General features: G+C 66.6%; 12 protein-coding genes. 2 read left to right on the forward strand and 10 right to left on the reverse strand.

Annotation, left to right across the window (positions count from 1 at the left end; all coding sequences use genetic code 11):
• On the reverse strand, positions 1 to 3,081 hold the full coding sequence (gene ileS / locus ACTJKX_RS00600) for an isoleucine--tRNA ligase (RefSeq protein ID WP_440724036.1): 3,081 nt from the start codon (positions 3,079 to 3,081) through the stop codon (positions 1 to 3).
• Positions 3,082 to 3,392: 311 nt separating this feature from the next.
• On the opposite strand from ileS, the gene yghU reads away from it, so the two are divergent.
• On the forward strand, positions 3,393 to 4,268 hold the full coding sequence (yghU, locus tag ACTJKX_RS00605) for a glutathione-dependent disulfide-bond oxidoreductase (RefSeq protein WP_440724037.1): 876 nt from the start codon (positions 3,393 to 3,395) through the stop codon (positions 4,266 to 4,268).
• 130 nt (positions 4,269 to 4,398) lie between these two features.
• Here the strand turns inward: yghU and ACTJKX_RS00610 are convergent, their stop codons facing one another.
• From ACTJKX_RS00610 to ACTJKX_RS00645, 8 genes are all read right to left on the reverse strand, one after another.
• Positions 4,399 to 5,304, reverse strand: a complete 906-nt coding sequence (locus ACTJKX_RS00610) for a S1C family serine protease (protein WP_394310479.1) — start codon at positions 5,302 to 5,304, stop codon at positions 4,399 to 4,401.
• A 164-nt stretch (positions 5,305 to 5,468) separates the two neighbouring features.
• Positions 5,469 to 6,140 (reverse strand): hypothetical protein, encoded by a 672-nt coding sequence (locus tag ACTJKX_RS00615; RefSeq protein ID WP_440724492.1) that lies wholly within the window; start codon positions 6,138 to 6,140, stop codon positions 5,469 to 5,471.
• 199 nt (positions 6,141 to 6,339) lie between these two features.
• A complete protein-coding gene (locus ACTJKX_RS00620) occupies positions 6,340 to 8,064 on the reverse strand; it encodes an acetyl/propionyl/methylcrotonyl-CoA carboxylase subunit alpha (RefSeq protein WP_440724493.1) in 1,725 nt (574 codons plus the stop codon).
• Between the two features lie 5 nt (positions 8,065 to 8,069).
• Entirely contained in the window at positions 8,070 to 9,677 is a 1,608-nt protein-coding gene (locus ACTJKX_RS00625) for a 5-oxoprolinase/urea amidolyase family protein (protein WP_440724038.1), read from the reverse strand.
• Positions 9,677 to 10,468, reverse strand: coding sequence for a LamB/YcsF family protein (locus tag ACTJKX_RS00630; protein ID WP_440724039.1), 792 nt, complete (start codon positions 10,466 to 10,468; stop codon positions 9,677 to 9,679). The genes ACTJKX_RS00625 and ACTJKX_RS00630 overlap by 1 nt, the downstream gene beginning before the upstream one ends.
• 46 nt (positions 10,469 to 10,514) lie before the next feature.
• The gene (gene pcp, locus ACTJKX_RS00635; protein WP_440724040.1) at positions 10,515 to 11,198 is read right to left on the reverse strand and encodes a pyroglutamyl-peptidase I; all 684 of its coding nucleotides are present in this window, start codon (positions 11,196 to 11,198) and stop codon (positions 10,515 to 10,517) included.
• A 124-nt stretch (positions 11,199 to 11,322) separates the two neighbouring features.
• Positions 11,323 to 12,276, reverse strand: a complete 954-nt coding sequence (locus ACTJKX_RS00640; RefSeq protein ID WP_440724041.1) for a DUF979 domain-containing protein — start codon at positions 12,274 to 12,276, stop codon at positions 11,323 to 11,325.
• Between the two features lies 1 nt (position 12,277).
• Positions 12,278 to 13,012 (reverse strand): DUF969 domain-containing protein, encoded by a 735-nt coding sequence (locus tag ACTJKX_RS00645; protein ID WP_440724042.1) that lies wholly within the window; start codon positions 13,010 to 13,012, stop codon positions 12,278 to 12,280.
• 421 nt (positions 13,013 to 13,433) lie between these two features.
• Between ACTJKX_RS00645 and ACTJKX_RS00650 the strand changes: the two genes are divergently transcribed.
• On the forward strand, positions 13,434 to 14,129 hold the full coding sequence (locus ACTJKX_RS00650) for a GntR family transcriptional regulator (protein ID WP_311933854.1): 696 nt from the start codon (positions 13,434 to 13,436) through the stop codon (positions 14,127 to 14,129).
• Between the two features lie 25 nt (positions 14,130 to 14,154).
• Here the strand turns inward: ACTJKX_RS00650 and ACTJKX_RS00655 are convergent, their stop codons facing one another.
• Positions 14,155 to 14,469 (reverse strand): DUF6665 family protein, encoded by a 315-nt coding sequence (locus ACTJKX_RS00655; RefSeq protein WP_311933851.1) that lies wholly within the window; start codon positions 14,467 to 14,469, stop codon positions 14,155 to 14,157.
• Positions 14,470 to 14,477: the final 8 nt, after the last annotated feature.

Below are 14,477 nucleotides of genomic sequence, written 5' to 3' on the forward strand. Positions count from 1 at the left end.
TCAGGCCTCCGCCGCCTGCCATTCGCGCATCGCCGCCGCGTCGCGCGGGGTGATGTCGGGGAAGGCGGGATCGGCGGTCTTCGGATCGAAATAGCGCCAGGAACGCGCGCATTTGATACCATCGGCCCGGCCGGGAACCACGGCAATGCCGGCAACGCCGTCGAGGCGATAGGCCTCGGCAGGGCCTTCGCCGGCCACGAGCGTCAGCCCCGAGACGATGCAGACATCCTCGAAATCGACGCTGCGCAGAACCGCCAGCGTTGCCTCGTCGGCGACGTGGACGACCGGCGCGGCTTCCAGCGAGGAGCCGATGCGCTTGGCGGCGCGTTCATGCTCCAGCGCGCCGGTCACCACGCGTCGCGCCTCGCGCACGAGCTCCCATTTCTCGGCGAGCGCCGGGTCGAGCCAGGCAGGATCGGCTGCCGCGAAAGGCTGCAGATGCACCGAGTTCTCCTGGCCGAAGCGCGAGGTCCAGGCTTCCTCCATGGTGAAGCACAGCACTGGCGCCAGCCAGGTCGTCAGGCAGGTGAAGAGCGTGTCGACCACGCTCAGCGCGGCCCGGCGGCGCAGGGACGATTTCGGATCGCAATAGAGCGCGTCCTTGCGCACGTCGAAATAGAAGGCGGAGAGGTCCGCCGTCATGAAGGTCGCCAGCAAGGCGACCACGCGCTTGTAGTCATAGCTTTCATAAGCGGCGCGCACCTCGCCGTCGAGCTCGGCCAGCCGGTGCAGCATCAGCCGCTCGAGTTCCGGCATCTCGGCGGCGGCAACGCTATCGCCGGCCTCGAAATGGGCGAGCGTGCCCAGCATCCAGCGGATGGTGTTGCGCAGCTTGCGGTAGGTGTCCTCCACCGTCTTCAGGATCTCGGGCCCGATGCGCTGGTCGTCGGCATAGTCGGTGGTGGCGACCCACAGGCGCAGAATATCGGCGCCGGAACGCTTGATCACGTCCTGCGGAGCTACGGTGTTGCCGATGGACTTCGACATCTTGCGGCCCTGCTCGTCGAGCGTGAAGCCGTGGGTGACCACGATGTCGTAGGGTGCCCGCCCGCGCGTGCCGCAGCTTTCCAGGAGCGAGGAATGGAACCAGCCGCGGTGCTGGTCCGAACCTTCCAGATACATCACGCTATCATCGCCGCCATCGACCTTGCGCTTGATGCCCGCAAGGCCCGGGAAGTGGCGTGGGTCCTCCAGCGTGAAGGCGTGGGTGGAGCCGGAATCGAACCAGACGTCGAGGATGTCGTTGACCTTGACCCAACCTTCACCGGCGCGAGCGCCGAGGAAGCGCTCGGAGGCGCCCTCCTGGTACCAGGCGTCGGCGCCTTCGGTTTCGAAGGCCGCTGATATGGCCTGGTTGACGGCCTCGTCCTTGAGGATCTCGACGCCGCCACCCGGCTTGTCGCGCATGAACACGGCGATCGGCACGCCCCAGGCGCGCTGGCGCGAAACCACCCAGTCCGGGCGGTTGGCGATCATGCCGGTGATGCGGTTCTCGCCGGCCGCCGGCACCCATTGCGTCTGCCGGATGGCGTTGAGGGCGAGCTCGCGCAGCGACGAACCGTCGCCGAGCGTCGGCCCGACATCGTTGCGCAGGACGCCGCCCTCCGTGCGGGCCGGCGTCGCCGCCGGTACGGTGCCCGGAGCCACCTCGTCGATGGGCTTGTCCATCGCGATGAACCATTGCGGCGTGTTGCGGAAGATCACCGGCTTCTTCGAGCGCCAGGAATGGGGATACTGATGCTTGATACGGCCACGGGCCACCAGCTTGCCATCGGCGACCAGTGCCTTGATCACCGCGTCATTGGCGTCGCCCTTGTCGCCCTTTTCGGTGATGACGCGCTTGCCGGCGAAGCCGGGGGCGTCCGCCGTGTAGAAGCTGTCGCCATCGACGGGATAGGGGATGTGCGTGTTGATGCCGCGGGCAGTCAGCTCGCGCTGATGTGCCGTCCAGACGTCGAAGTCCTCGCGGCCGTGGCTGGGGGCCGTATGCACGAAGCCGGTGCCGGCCTCGTCGGTGACGTGCTCGCCCTCGAGCAGGGGCACGGCAAAGCCATAGAAGGGATCGAAGCCCGCTAGCGGATGGGCCACGGTCAGGGCGGCAAGCTCGCCGGCCTCGACGCCGCCGAGGCGCTCGAAGGCTTCCACCTTGGCCGACTTGAAGACCTCCTCGGCGAGCTTGTCCGCCAGGATGAAGCTGTCGCCGACCTTGGCCCAGTTGTTTTCGGGCGCTGATGTGACGCGGTAGAGCCCATAGGCGACGCGGCTCGAATAGGCGACGGCGCGGTTGCCGGGGATGGTCCAGGGCGTGGTGGTCCAGATCACCACCGCAGCCTGGGCCAACTCGTCACGGGTGGCACCCGAGCGCACCGGGAACTTCGCCCAGATCATGTCGGAGGTATGGTCCTCATACTCGATCTCGGCCTCGGCCAGGGAGGTCTTCTCCACCACCGACCACATCACCGGCTTTGAGCCGCGATAGAGCTGGTCGCTCATGGCGAATTTCATGATCTCGCGGGCGATCTGCGCCTCGGCCGCATAGGCCATGGTGAGATAGGGGTGTTCCCAATCGCCCTCGACCCCCAGGCGCTTGAACTCCTCGCGCTGCACGCCGACCCAATGCTCGGCAAAGGCCCGGCATTCGCGCCGGAACTCGACCAGCGGCACCTCGTCCTTGTTCTTGCCCTTGGCGCGGTACTGCTCCTCGATCTTCCATTCGATCGGCAGGCCGTGGCAGTCCCAGCCCGGCACATAGTTGGAATCGAAGCCGAGCATCTGCTGCGAGCGCGCTACCAGGTCCTTGAGGATCTTGTTGAGCGCATGGCCGATATGGATGTTGCCATTGGCATAGGGCGGGCCGTCATGCAGCACGAATTTCGGCCGGCCGGCCGATGTGTCGCGCAGGCGCTGGCGCAGATTCTGGCTCTGCCAGCGGGCCAGGATCTCCGGCTCCTTCTGCGGCAGGCCGCCGCGCATGGGGAAGGCCGTCTGCGGCAGAAACAGGGTCTTGGAATAGTCGAAAGCCCCAGAGCTCGCCTTCGAGCTCTCGGCGGTCTCGCTGGAGGGGGACGCAACATCGGTCATGAACAGGGATCCGTCGATACGGAGGAAAGGGAAAAGCGGCGCAAACCCGGACCTTCCGCGGAGCTCAGCCGAGCCCGCACGCGGAAGCCGGGACGATAATTCGGGCTATGCGCAGCATATATGTCATGCGGGCGTGAATAGCAGGCTCTGCGCGCGGGATAAAGCGGTGAGGGGAGGCGAAGCCGGGATTTTCTGGGGCAGAGCCACCTGTCTTGCCCTAGCATGAGCTTCCGCCTCACCCTATCTGCCATGAAGGCAGCCCCTGCACTCGCTGGCCCTTTCACTGATAGGCTCTGACCTGGAGTTCGAGAATGACCGGTTCGTCCGACTACACGCCCCCGAAGATCTGGACCTGGAACAAGGCGAATGGCGGTGCGTTCGCCAATATCAACCGGCCGATCGCCGGCCCCACCCATGACAAGGAATTGCCGGTCGGCCGCCATCCCCTCCAGCTCTATTCGCTGGGCACGCCGAACGGCGTCAAGGTCACCATCCTGCTGGAGGAATTGCTGGCCCGCGGCCACAAGGGCGCCGAATACGATGCCTGGCTGATCGAGATCGGCAAGGGCGACCAGTTCGGCTCGGGCTTCGTCGATGTCAACCCGAACTCCAAGATCCCGGCCTTGCTCGATCGCAGCGGCCCCGAACCGATCCGCGTGTTCGAATCCGGCTCGATCCTGTTCTATCTCGCCGAGAAGTTCGGCGAGTTCCTGCCGAAGGACCCGGCCACCCGCGCCGAATGCATGTCCTGGCTGTTCTGGCAGATGGGCAGCGCGCCCTATCTCGGCGGTGGCTTCGGCCATTTCTACGCCTATGCACCGACCAAGATCGAATATGCCATAGACCGTTTCGCCATGGAGGTGAAGCGCCAGCTCGACGTGCTCGACCGCCGCCTGGGCGAGGTCGAATATCTGGCCGGCAGCGACTACACCATCGCCGACATGGCCGTCTGGCCCTGGTATGGCGGTCTGGCCCGGGGCTGGCAGTATGGCGCGGCCGAGTTCCTGCAGGTCGAGGACTACAAGAATGTGCAGCGCTGGGCCGAGGCGATCTTCCAGCGGCCGGCGGTGCAGCGCGGGCGCATGGTCAACCGCACCTCGGGCGAGCCGTCGAGCCAGTTGCGCGAGCGCCATGACGCCGGCGATTTCGAGACCAGGACGCAGGACAAGCTGGAAGCCGCGGGCTGATATGTGACGGCTCTGGGATCGCAGGCATCTCAGCGACATGCCTGCATGTCGCGATTGCCTGCACTTTTGCATCAAATTCAGCGTGTCCAAGAGCAGGCAAGGATGCCTGCGATCCCGGGAAGAGAAGGTCTCACTGCAAAGGCGGCTTGCGCAGGAAGGCGTTGCGATCGGCCGATTTCACGCGCAGCCAGCTCTCGCGGCCGTCGCGCAGAACCCGCATCGGCACCTCGACGCCGGCCGGGCCGCCGCTCCACACCTTGCGATAGAAATCGGCGAGGCCCCGGACCTCCTCGTTGCGGATGTCGGAGATGATGTCGCCTGCCTTCAGCCCCGCCTTGGCGGCCGGGGACCCCTTGGCCACGCTGGCGACCACGACCTTGCCATTGCTTTCGGCCGAGAAGGCACCGAGCCAGGGGCGCGGTGGCTGGTCGACCTGGCCCCGCGTCAGGAGATCGTCGAGAATGGGCGGCAGGAGGTCGATGGGCACGACCATGTTGATGTCGAAATCCTCGCCGCTGCGTTCCATCTGCAGGAGCAGGGATCCGATGCCGAGCAGCCTGCCGTCTTCGCCGACCAGGGCCGCGCCACCCCAGCCCGGATGGGCGGGCGCGATGAAGATCGCCTCGTCGAGCAGATATTCCCAATAGCCGGCGAATTCCTGCTTGGCCACGATACGGGCGTCGACATGACGCCCCGTACCGTCGACGAACACCGCCTCGTCGCCGACAGCCGCCTTGCCGGAGCTGCCGAGCCCCAGCGCCGGTAGGCCGAGCCGGCCGAGCGCCTGTACCAGGCCGAAGCCTGTCGCCTGGTCATAGGCCATGACATGGGCGGGAACCACGCGCCCATCCTGGGTGGTCAGCCAGATCTCGTCGGCTTCTGTGACGAGATAGCCGATGGTGAGCACCAGCCCGTCATCGCGGATGACCACGCCGCTGCCCTCCCGCTCGGTGCCGAGCGCGGTTGCGGTGAAGGCGTCCTGTGGAATCTTGGCACGCACGGCCACGACCGAGCGCATGATCGAACGAAGTGTCATGGCATTCATCTTGGTGAAGAGCGCCCGCAGCAAGGCAGGATGCGCAATACCCGCCGGGCGGGCAAGGAAGATCTTCAAGAGTTATGCAGCCGAACGGCGCGCTGCAAGGGCGTAGGAGGCAAGAGCGGCGATCGTGGAGAGGCCGGCCGTCGGCTGGATCACGGTCAGCTCTTCTTCGCAAACCAGATCACATGCCGGGCGCCGCTTCGCCCCTTGTTGGCCCGGACCCGGGCCTCGTCCACCGCAAAGCCTGCCTGGCGCAGCCGCCTGTCGAAGGCCGAAGAGGGGCCTTGAGACCATACGGCCAGCAGGCCGCCCGCCGTCAGCGCTCCCCGGGCCGCCGCAAGGCCTTCCAGGCTGTAGAGGCGGTCATTGCCGGCATGGGTCAGCCCTTCGGGGCCGTTGTCGACGTCGAGCAGGATCGCATCGAAGCGGTGCCCGGCGCGGATCACGCCGTCGACATCGCCGAGTTCGATGCTGACGCGCCGATCATCGAGGCTACCCTTGAAGATCTCGGCCATCGGTCCCTGGGCCCAGGTCACGACGGCCGGCACCAGTTCGGCGACCACGATCTCGGCATCGTCCGGGAAACTTGCCAGCGCGGCGCGCAGAGTGAAGCCCATGCCGAGGCCGCCGATCAGGATGCGAGGATGCCTGCGCGCCGCCAGGCGTTCGGCGGCCATCGTCGCCAGCGCCTCTTCCGAGCCGCTCAGCCGGCTGTTCATCAGCTCGTTGCTGCCGAGCATGATCGAGAATTCGCTGCCACGCTGCTTGAGGCGCAACTCGCCGCCGCCATGGGGGATCGTTGCGGTGTCGAGATGCTTCCAGGGGATCACGGCGGGCTCTTTCCAGATCGGCGCAACCAGCCTTCTCCCCTTGTGGGAGAAGGTGGCCTCGCGTAGCGAGGTCGGATGAGGGGTCGTGCCACCCTCCGGGCACTGTTGCAAGACCCCCTCATCCGCCCCTTCGAGGGCACTTTCTCCCACAAGGGGAGAAGGCTCATCGCGCTTGTTCTTTCGGGCGTGGTGCCGCGATCTACCCAATGCGTGCCAACACCGTGCCTGCCGTCACTGTGGCACCCGCCTCAGCCTTCTGCGTCAGACTTCCGGCCCGGTGGGCCTTGATTTGCATTTCCATCTTCATCGCCTCCATCACGGCGACGACATCGCCCTCCGCGACTTCGGCGCCGTCTTCCACCTGCCAGGAGCGTAGTGTCCCGGCCATCGGCGCCATCACCGCATCGGGCGAGGACTCGGCTGGTGCCGCTGTCGCCGGCGCCGCTGATGGCACGGCCTGGAGGCCGCCCAGCAGGGCGGGGGGCAGGCCGAGGGTGACACGCCGGCCGTCGATCTCCACGGCGGTGCGGAGCAGTGTCGCTGCCGGCAGCGGTTCGGGCCGTGTGGCGGCGGCGAGGGTGGCGGCAAAGTCGGTCTCGATCCAGCGGGTGTGGACCTTGAAATCCTGCTCGCCGGTAAAGTCGGTGTGGCCGATCACCGTGCGATGGAAAGGCAGCACCGAGGCGACCCCCTCGATGCGGAATTCGGCGAGGGCGCGCCGGGCCCGCGCAACGGCCTCGCCCCGTGTCGCACCGGTGACGATGAGCTTGGCCATCAGCGAATCGAAACTGCCGGGGATGGTCGAGCCGGCGGCGACGCCGGGATCCAGGCGGATGCCCGGGCCGGAAGGCGGCTCGAAGGCGGTGATGAGGCCCGGGGCCGGCAGGAAGCCGCGCCCGACATCCTCGGCATTGATGCGGAACTCCAGGGCGTGGCCTCGCGGCGCCGGTGTCTCGGTGATGCTGAGGGGATGGCCATCGGCGACGCGCAACTGCTCGACTACCAGATCGATGCCGGCGGTCTCCTCCGTTACCGGGTGCTCCACCTGCAGGCGGGTATTGACCTCCAGGAAGGAGATCGCGCCCGAGGCACTCAGCAGGAATTCCACGGTGCCGGCGCTGACATAGCCAGCCTTGGCGCAGATATCGCGCGCCGCCTGGTGGATGCGGGCGCTCTGCTCCTCGCTGAGGAAGGGCGCCGGGGCCTCTTCCACCAGCTTCTGGTTGCGGCGCTGCAGCGAGCAGTCGCGCGTGCCGACCACCACGACATGACCATGGCTGTCGGCGATCACCTGCGCCTCGATATGGCGGGGGCGATCGAGATATTGCTCGACGAAGCACTCGCCGCGCCCGAAGGCGGTCACCGCTTCGCGCACGGCCGAGTCAAAGAGCTCGGCGACCTCGTCCATGTGCCAGGCGACCTTCAGCCCGCGGCCGCCACCGCCGAAGGCGGCCTTGATGGCGATCGGCAGGCCATGCTCTTCGGCAAAGGCGAGGACCTCGTCGGGGCCACCGACCGGATCGGCGGTGCCGGCAACCAGCGGCGCGCCGACCGCCAAGGCGAGCTTGCGGGCCTGCACCTTGTCGCCCAATTGCTCGATGGCCGATGGAGGCGGGCCGATCCAGGTCAGGCCGGCATCGATGACGGCCTGCGCAAAACTGGCGCGTTCGGAGAGGAAGCCATAGCCCGGATGCACGGCATCGGCGCCGCTGCGGCGGGCGATAGCGATGAGCTTGTCGATGTCGAGATAGGTTTCGGCCGGCTTGTCGCCACCCAGGCCATAGGCCTCGTCCGCCATGCGGGCATGCAGGGCGTCGATGTCGGCATCGGCGTAGACGGCGACGGAGGCGACGCCATAGTCGGCGCAGGCCCGTATCACGCGCACGGCAATCTCGCCCCGGTTGGCGATCAGGACCTTCTTGATGGGCATTATAGTCCCCCTGGGAACTGGGTGATCGGCCGGAAACGGATCTGTGCTCCGATGGGAATCTGGCCGGCGCGATCGAGATGGTACGGGGTGACGGCGGCGATGACGGGATAGCCGCCGGTCAGCGGATGGTCGGCGAGGAACAGCACCGGCTGGCCTGATGGGGGCACCTGGATCGAGCCCTGGATGGTGCCCTCGCTCGGCAATTCCTTGCCTTCGCTCGCCGGTGCGCGCTTCAGCGCCCGTTCGCCGGCGAGGCGGATACCGATGCGATTGGACTGGGGCGTCACCGACCAGGACTGGTTGGCAAAGTCCTCGAGCGCTGCTTCGGAGAGCCAGTCGCTGCGCGGCCCCATGACGACGTCGAGGATGACGGGTTCACCCAGCCTGGGCAGCGCAGGTGGGATGTCCGGCAGCCCCGTCACGGCGCCGGGTGATGGCACCAGCCCGGACAGGCGATCGCCGACCGCAATGGCCGGCGGCCCGATCTGGGCGAGCGTATCGGTGGCGACGCTGCCCAGTACCGGGGCAACGGCGAAGCCGCCTCGGACGGCGAGGTAGGAGCGCATGCCAGCCTGGGGCTCCCCGAAATGCAGCCTGTCGCCAGCAGTGAGTGCGATGGCGGCGTAGCGCGGCACGGGGTAAACGGACCCTCCGGCGGTCGTCAGGGTGAGCGGTCCCTCGGCGCCGGTGACAGCGACCACAGTCTCGCCGAGGCAGAGGAGTTCGCAACCGCCATAGGCGATCTCGATGCCTGGCAATGGGCTGGGGTTGCCGACCAGCCGGTTGGCGCTGCGCAGGGCTGCGCGGTCCATCGCGCCGGAAACGCTGACACCCTGCCGCGCCTGACCGGGGCGGCCCAGATCCTGGAACAGCATCTGCGGACTTGGCTTGATGACGTCGAGGAGCGGGATGGAAGAAGGGATGCCCTCATCCTGGCCTTGTGCCAGCCGGGGGAGGGAAGCGTTGGCGTCGCGTTTCCGCGTCTGATCCTTCCTGCCGCTGGCTTCGACGAAACGTACGCGGTCGCCGGGCTGCAGCAGAGCGGGGCGCTCGCGCGCAAGGTCCCACATCGGCAGGTCCGTCACGCCGATGATCTGCCAGCCACCGGGGCTGGCCTGCGGGTAGACGGCGCTGAAATGCCCGGCAAGACCCACGGAACCTGCGGCCAGGCGTGGACGCGGCGTGGCGCGCCGGGGCAGGTCGAAGCTCGGATGGCCGCCGCTGAGATAGGCAAAGCCCGGCGCGAAGCCGGTAAAGGCCACGGTATAGTCGCTGCCGGTATGGCGCCGGATCACTTCCTCGACCGGAATTTCGAGGAGATCGGCGACTTCGGCGAGATCCTCCCCATCATAACGAACCGGGATCTCGATCAGGGTACCGCTCTGCTCGACCTTGGCATCGAGGCGACGCTGGCTGATGGCACTGATCAGCTCCCGTTGTGCGATGGCTGCCGGACGAAAGCGCACCAGCAGGGTCCTCGCCGCGGGCACGATGTCCTCGATGCCGGTGATGGGCTCGGCGCGCAGGGACGCCTGCAAAGCCAGGGTCTGCGGCAGGTCCGGGAGCTCCACCATGATGGCGTCGAGATTGACCGGCAGGAAGCGCATCAAGGCTCTCCGTCTGTCGAAGCCATGAAGGAGCGGACGGCCACACCTGATTGCTCCAGCAAGGCGCGGATTTCGCGGGCCATGGCGACGGCGCCGGGGCTGTCGCCATGGACGCAGATCGAATCCGCCTCGATGCGGACCGCACTGCCGTCGATGGCGGGAACCGTGCCGTCGGTCACCAGGCGCAGCATGCGGGCCGCCACCTGCTGCGGATCGTGCAGCACCGCGCCGGGCTCGCGGCGGGACACCAGCGAGCCGTCGGGCATATAGCCCCTGTCCGCAAAGGCCTCGGCGACCACGGCAAGGCCGGCCGCGCGCGCCCAGCCGATGAGGGGAGAGCCGGCCAGAGCCACCAAAGTGAGCCCGGGATCGATCTGCCGGATCCCTTCGATGATGGCCTCTGCCTGCCGCCGGTCCTTGGCGATGGTGTTGTAGAGGGCGCCATGCGGCTTGACGTAGGACACGCGGGTACCGGCGGCGGTGGCTAGGCCCTTGAGCGCGCCGATCTGGTAGATGGTGTCGGCGATCAGGTCCTCGCTGGCCACATCCATGTTGCGCCGCCCGAAGCCGCCGAGATCGGGATAAGCGATATGCGCACCGACCGTCACGCCCTTGGCTGTGGCGGCCCGCAGCGTGGCGAGGATGCCGGTGGGATCGCCGGCGTGAAAGCCGCAGGCCACATTGGCGCTGGAGACGATGGCGAGCATCGCCTCGTCGTCGCCCATGCGCCAGGCGCCGAAGCTTTCGCCGAGATCGCTGTTGAGATCGATGTGGTGGAGGTCGACGTTCATGGCACGAAGCTCCCGATAAGCTCTTGCCGCCCGGCTGCCTGGCGGCTCAATGGATTTGCCCGCCGCTCTCTCGCACGTCCTCCTGGACGGTGAGGGCGGTGTGCGTGAGGTGCCGGATGGCCTCGACCTGCGTCGCCAGCGCCAGGCTCGGCAGCCCGGGTCGGCGGGCGGCATGCTCGGGCAGGCAGGGCATATGCACGAAGCCGCCCCTTGCGCCGGCAAGCGGGCGCAGCGTCGCCAGCCGATGCATCAGGGCGAAGAAGACATGGTTGCACACGAAGGTGCCGGCGGTGTTGGAGAGCGAGGCCGGCAGCCCCGCCGACCTGAGATCGCGCACGATCGCCTTGACCGGCAACGAGGAGAAATAGGCAGCCGGCGCGCCCGATATCACCGGGATATCGATCGGCTGGCGTCCTTCATTGTCGGCAATGCGCGCATCATCGAGATTGATCGCCACGCGCTCGGGTGTGATCTCGGCGCGCCCGCTCGCCTGTCCGAGGCTGATGACGAGGCGAGGCCGCCATTGTCTCAAGGCCTCGTCCAAGCGCTCGATGGCGGCCCCGAACACGCAGGGCAGTTGCACCGCGCGGACCAGGGCACCCTCGCAGATCCAGCCATCCAGTGCCCTGGCAACCTCCCAGGAGGCGTTGGTCTCATCGTCTTCGAACGCTTCGAAGCCGGTGATCAGCAGGTTTGGCGGCGTCTGGTCCGGCGGCTTTTTGGAACTCATGGCTGCTTTCCGCGAATGATGTCCTAGAGCGTTTTGTGATTTGAATGAAGCACTTCAAATCGCAAAGACGCGTCGAACCAAAGAGTCGGAGCAAATGAGCGTTCACGCCTGAGCGCGCTTTGCTCTAGAGAGGCATCAGGACATAGAGCAGTACGACATTGGCGGCGAGCAGCGCCAGCGCCGTCGGAATCTGGGCGCGGATGACGGCATTCTTGTCGATCTCCAGCAATGCGGCCGGCACGATGTTGAAATTGGCCGCCATGGGCGTCATCAGCGTACCGCAATAGCCCGACAGCATGCCAACGGCCGCGATCACCGCGGGATTGCCGTGATAGACGCCGATCAGGACCGGCACAGCAACCCCACCCGTCATCACCGGAAAGGCGGCAAAGCCATTGCCCATGATCACGGTGAACAGCGCCATGCCGACGACATAGAGAGCGACCGCCACCAGGCGCAGGTCCATGTTGACATAGCTGGTGGTGAGGTGGGCGACCGCCTTGCCGACACCGGCATCGGAAAAGACCAGGCCGAGCATGCCCAGCATCTGCGGCAGGACCAGGGCCCAGCCGAGCGCATCGGTGAGACGGCGGGATTCGCGCAGGCCCTGGACTGGTGTTTCGCGCGTCAGCCAGCAGGCGAGGACGAGCGCGACGATGCAGGCGATGCCGAGGGCGAGCAGGGTGGTATTCTTGGGATCGAACAGCGGCGTGCCGCCGATGATGACGTAATGGCCCGAAAGCGTGATGGCCACGGTCAGCAGCGGAATGGCAAGCGCCGGCACGAACAGCTTGTTGCCGAGCCGCTTTGCACTGGCCACCGCTGCGGCGGCGCTGGGAATGTGGTGACGGCCGGCACCGACCCCACCGAGCCCGGCAATCAGCGCCAGCACGACGACGCCCACGCCGACCACGGCCGGCGGCAGGAAGTCCCCGATCAGAAAGGCCAGTGCATAAAGGCCCCAGAACAGGGCGCTGCTGAAGCGCTTGGGATGGTTGCGGTCGGCCAGGGTCATCACGGCCGTGACGGCCAGGATCGCTCCGACGAGATAGAACAGGTGGGAAAGGGAGAGGATCATGTCAGCCCTCCGACTGCGCTTCAGGCCGCAGGCCGGCGTCGGACGGAGCCTCGGCCAGATCGCGCGCAATGGCCGCATCGAGGCGAGACAGCCGGAAGGCATGGATGGCGAAGGCCGTCAGCGCCGTCGGGATGCCCCACAAGGCGACATGAAGCGGCTCGACCTCGACGCCGGCCTCCCTGAGGAATGTCGTCATCAGTACGATCGCGCCGAAGGCGACGAAGATGTCCTCGCCGAAGAACAGGCCGACATTGTCGGTGGCAGCGGCAAAGGCCCTGAGCTTGTGGCGGGCCCGCTCGGTGAGCGAGCCATGCCGGACCTCGGCCGCGCCTTCCGCCATGGGTGCGATCAGCGGGCGCACCATCTGGGGATGCCCGCCGAGGCTGGTCAGGCCCACCGCTGCCGTCAGCTGCCGGGCTGCGAGATAGACGATGAGCAGGCGGCCCGACGTCGCCGAGCGGATCCTGCTGATCCAGGCCTGGGCATGCTGGCGCAGGCCATGGCGTTCGAGCAGGCCGACCACGGCGAGCGGCAGCAGTAGGATCACCGCCAGATTGCGCGTTTTCAGGAAGCCGGTGCCGATGGCGGAGAGAACCTGCTGCGGCGGGAAACTCGCAGCGAGAGCCGTGCCGATGGCGGCAACGATCACGACGAGCATGGGATTGAAGCGCAGGACGAAGCCCGCGACGATGATGGCCACGCCGATGAGGGGCCATAGGCTGATGTCACTAGGCACGGTGTTCGCTCCCCGGGGACATTGGATGGTCTGGATAAGTGATCGGTTCTTGTAGGGTGATATTTCCCGATCCGCCGGCAATATCATCGAAATTGATGCCTTGATCAAGAGTTTTGATTGAACGTATATAAATTATTGTTCAACAATATCGTGATGCTTCCCGAACAATCGGAAAGCGGGCCGCAAGGGATGGCCTTTGGCCGTGTCCTGCTTGGGGCGGCAGCGGGGTTTCGGCCTTCAGGCGCGGACGTGGCTTGCCCGGCAGCACGCCTTCCTTTCAGCCCAGGCCGTTTGTCACTGTCGAGATCGCAGGGGCTTCGTTGTGAATCCCGAGGATTGCCCTACAATCCGGCTCGTCGTCATGGACAGATGGAATGGCAACGTTGAGTGAAGATCGGACAATGGCGCGAGGCAGCGCCCCATGACGCAACCGGCTGATCCCCGTCCGGCCTCATCCGCCCTGACGCTCGGCGAGCGTGTCGCCGAGCAATTGCGACGCAAGATCACACAGGGCGAATTCGGCCCCGGACAACGCCTGTCGGAGCAGGCGCTCAGCGACGATCTGGCCATTTCCCGCAACACGCTGCGCGAGGTCTTCCGGGTGCTGACCAAGGACGGCCTGCTCAAGCACGTTCCCAATCGCGGTGTGTTCGTGGCGGTGCCGAGCATCGCCTCCATCATCGACATCTATCGCGTCCGGCGCCTGATCGAATGTCAGGCCCTCGCCCAGGCCTATCCGCGCCACCCTGCCAAGAAGCGCATGCGCGATGCCTTCGAGGAAGCTCTGCGCTGCCGGGCGGTGGAGGATTGGCCCGGGGTGGGCACGGCCAACATGGCCTTTCATATGGCTGTGGTGGAACTGGCCGACAGCGAAAGGCTGAACCTGCTCTTCGCCCAGGTTCTGGCGGAGCTGCGGCTCGCCTTCGGCATGTTGCAGGATGCCGAATTCCTGCACGCTCCCTTCGTCGACAGGAACCTCGCCATTCTAGAGTTGGCCGAAGCGGGGCAGTTCGACAGGGCGGCCGCCATGCTCGGCGACTATCTCATCCATTCCGAACGCCTGGTCCTCGCCGTCTATGCGCGGCGCATGGCGGATGGCAGCATCGGGGAATTGTAAGGCGCCCGGTCCTCGATGGACCGTGTCAGCGCCTGACGCCCAGCCTGACCAGCACTTCGGGCGGTATCTTGAGCTCGCGGATGACACCGCCATGGGAGGCCATGCCCATCAACTCCCGCTGGATGAAATAGCCATAGACCGCGTCGACGGCATCGGCGAGCAGGCGGGAGCGGCCGGGGTCCTCTGGCGCCGCCGCATGCAGGGCGGCCATGGCCTGGCCGGCGGCCTCGCCCGCCCGTTCCAGCGAAGCGGCCTTCTCCACGCGGATCTCGGCGCCGAGGACGTCGAGGGCCGTGCGGGCGGTGGCAGGGGAGAAATTCTGAGGCAGGCGGACGCTCATGCCGGCAT

The sequence above is a fragment of the Labrys sp. 22185 genome, from assembly GCF_052045555.1.
GTDB lineage: Bacteria > Pseudomonadota > Alphaproteobacteria > Rhizobiales > Labraceae > Labrys > Labrys neptuniae.

What these genes read in the sequence shown, in the direction of transcription:
- ileS (WP_440724036.1), bottom strand. Translation starts at nt 3,081, where the DNA reads ATGACCGATGTTGCGTCCCCCTCCAGCGAGACCGCCGAGAGCTCGAAG.
- ACTJKX_RS00650 (WP_311933854.1), top strand. Translation starts at nt 13,434, where the DNA reads ATGACGCAACCGGCTGATCCCCGTCCGGCCTCATCCGCCCTGACGCTC.
- pcp (WP_440724040.1), bottom strand. Translation starts at nt 11,198, where the DNA reads ATGAGTTCCAAAAAGCCGCCGGACCAGACGCCGCCAAACCTGCTGATC.
- yghU (WP_440724037.1), top strand. Translation starts at nt 3,393, where the DNA reads ATGACCGGTTCGTCCGACTACACGCCCCCGAAGATCTGGACCTGGAAC.
- ACTJKX_RS00625 (WP_440724038.1), bottom strand. Translation starts at nt 9,677, where the DNA reads ATGCGCTTCCTGCCGGTCAATCTCGACGCCATCATGGTGGAGCTCCCG.
- ACTJKX_RS00655 (WP_311933851.1), bottom strand. Translation starts at nt 14,469, where the DNA reads ATGAGCGTCCGCCTGCCTCAGAATTTCTCCCCTGCCACCGCCCGCACG.
- ACTJKX_RS00640 (WP_440724041.1), bottom strand. Translation starts at nt 12,276, where the DNA reads ATGATCCTCTCCCTTTCCCACCTGTTCTATCTCGTCGGAGCGATCCTG.
- ACTJKX_RS00610 (WP_394310479.1), bottom strand. Translation starts at nt 5,304, where the DNA reads ATGACACTTCGTTCGATCATGCGCTCGGTCGTGGCCGTGCGTGCCAAG.
- ACTJKX_RS00630 (WP_440724039.1), bottom strand. Translation starts at nt 10,468, where the DNA reads ATGAACGTCGACCTCCACCACATCGATCTCAACAGCGATCTCGGCGAA.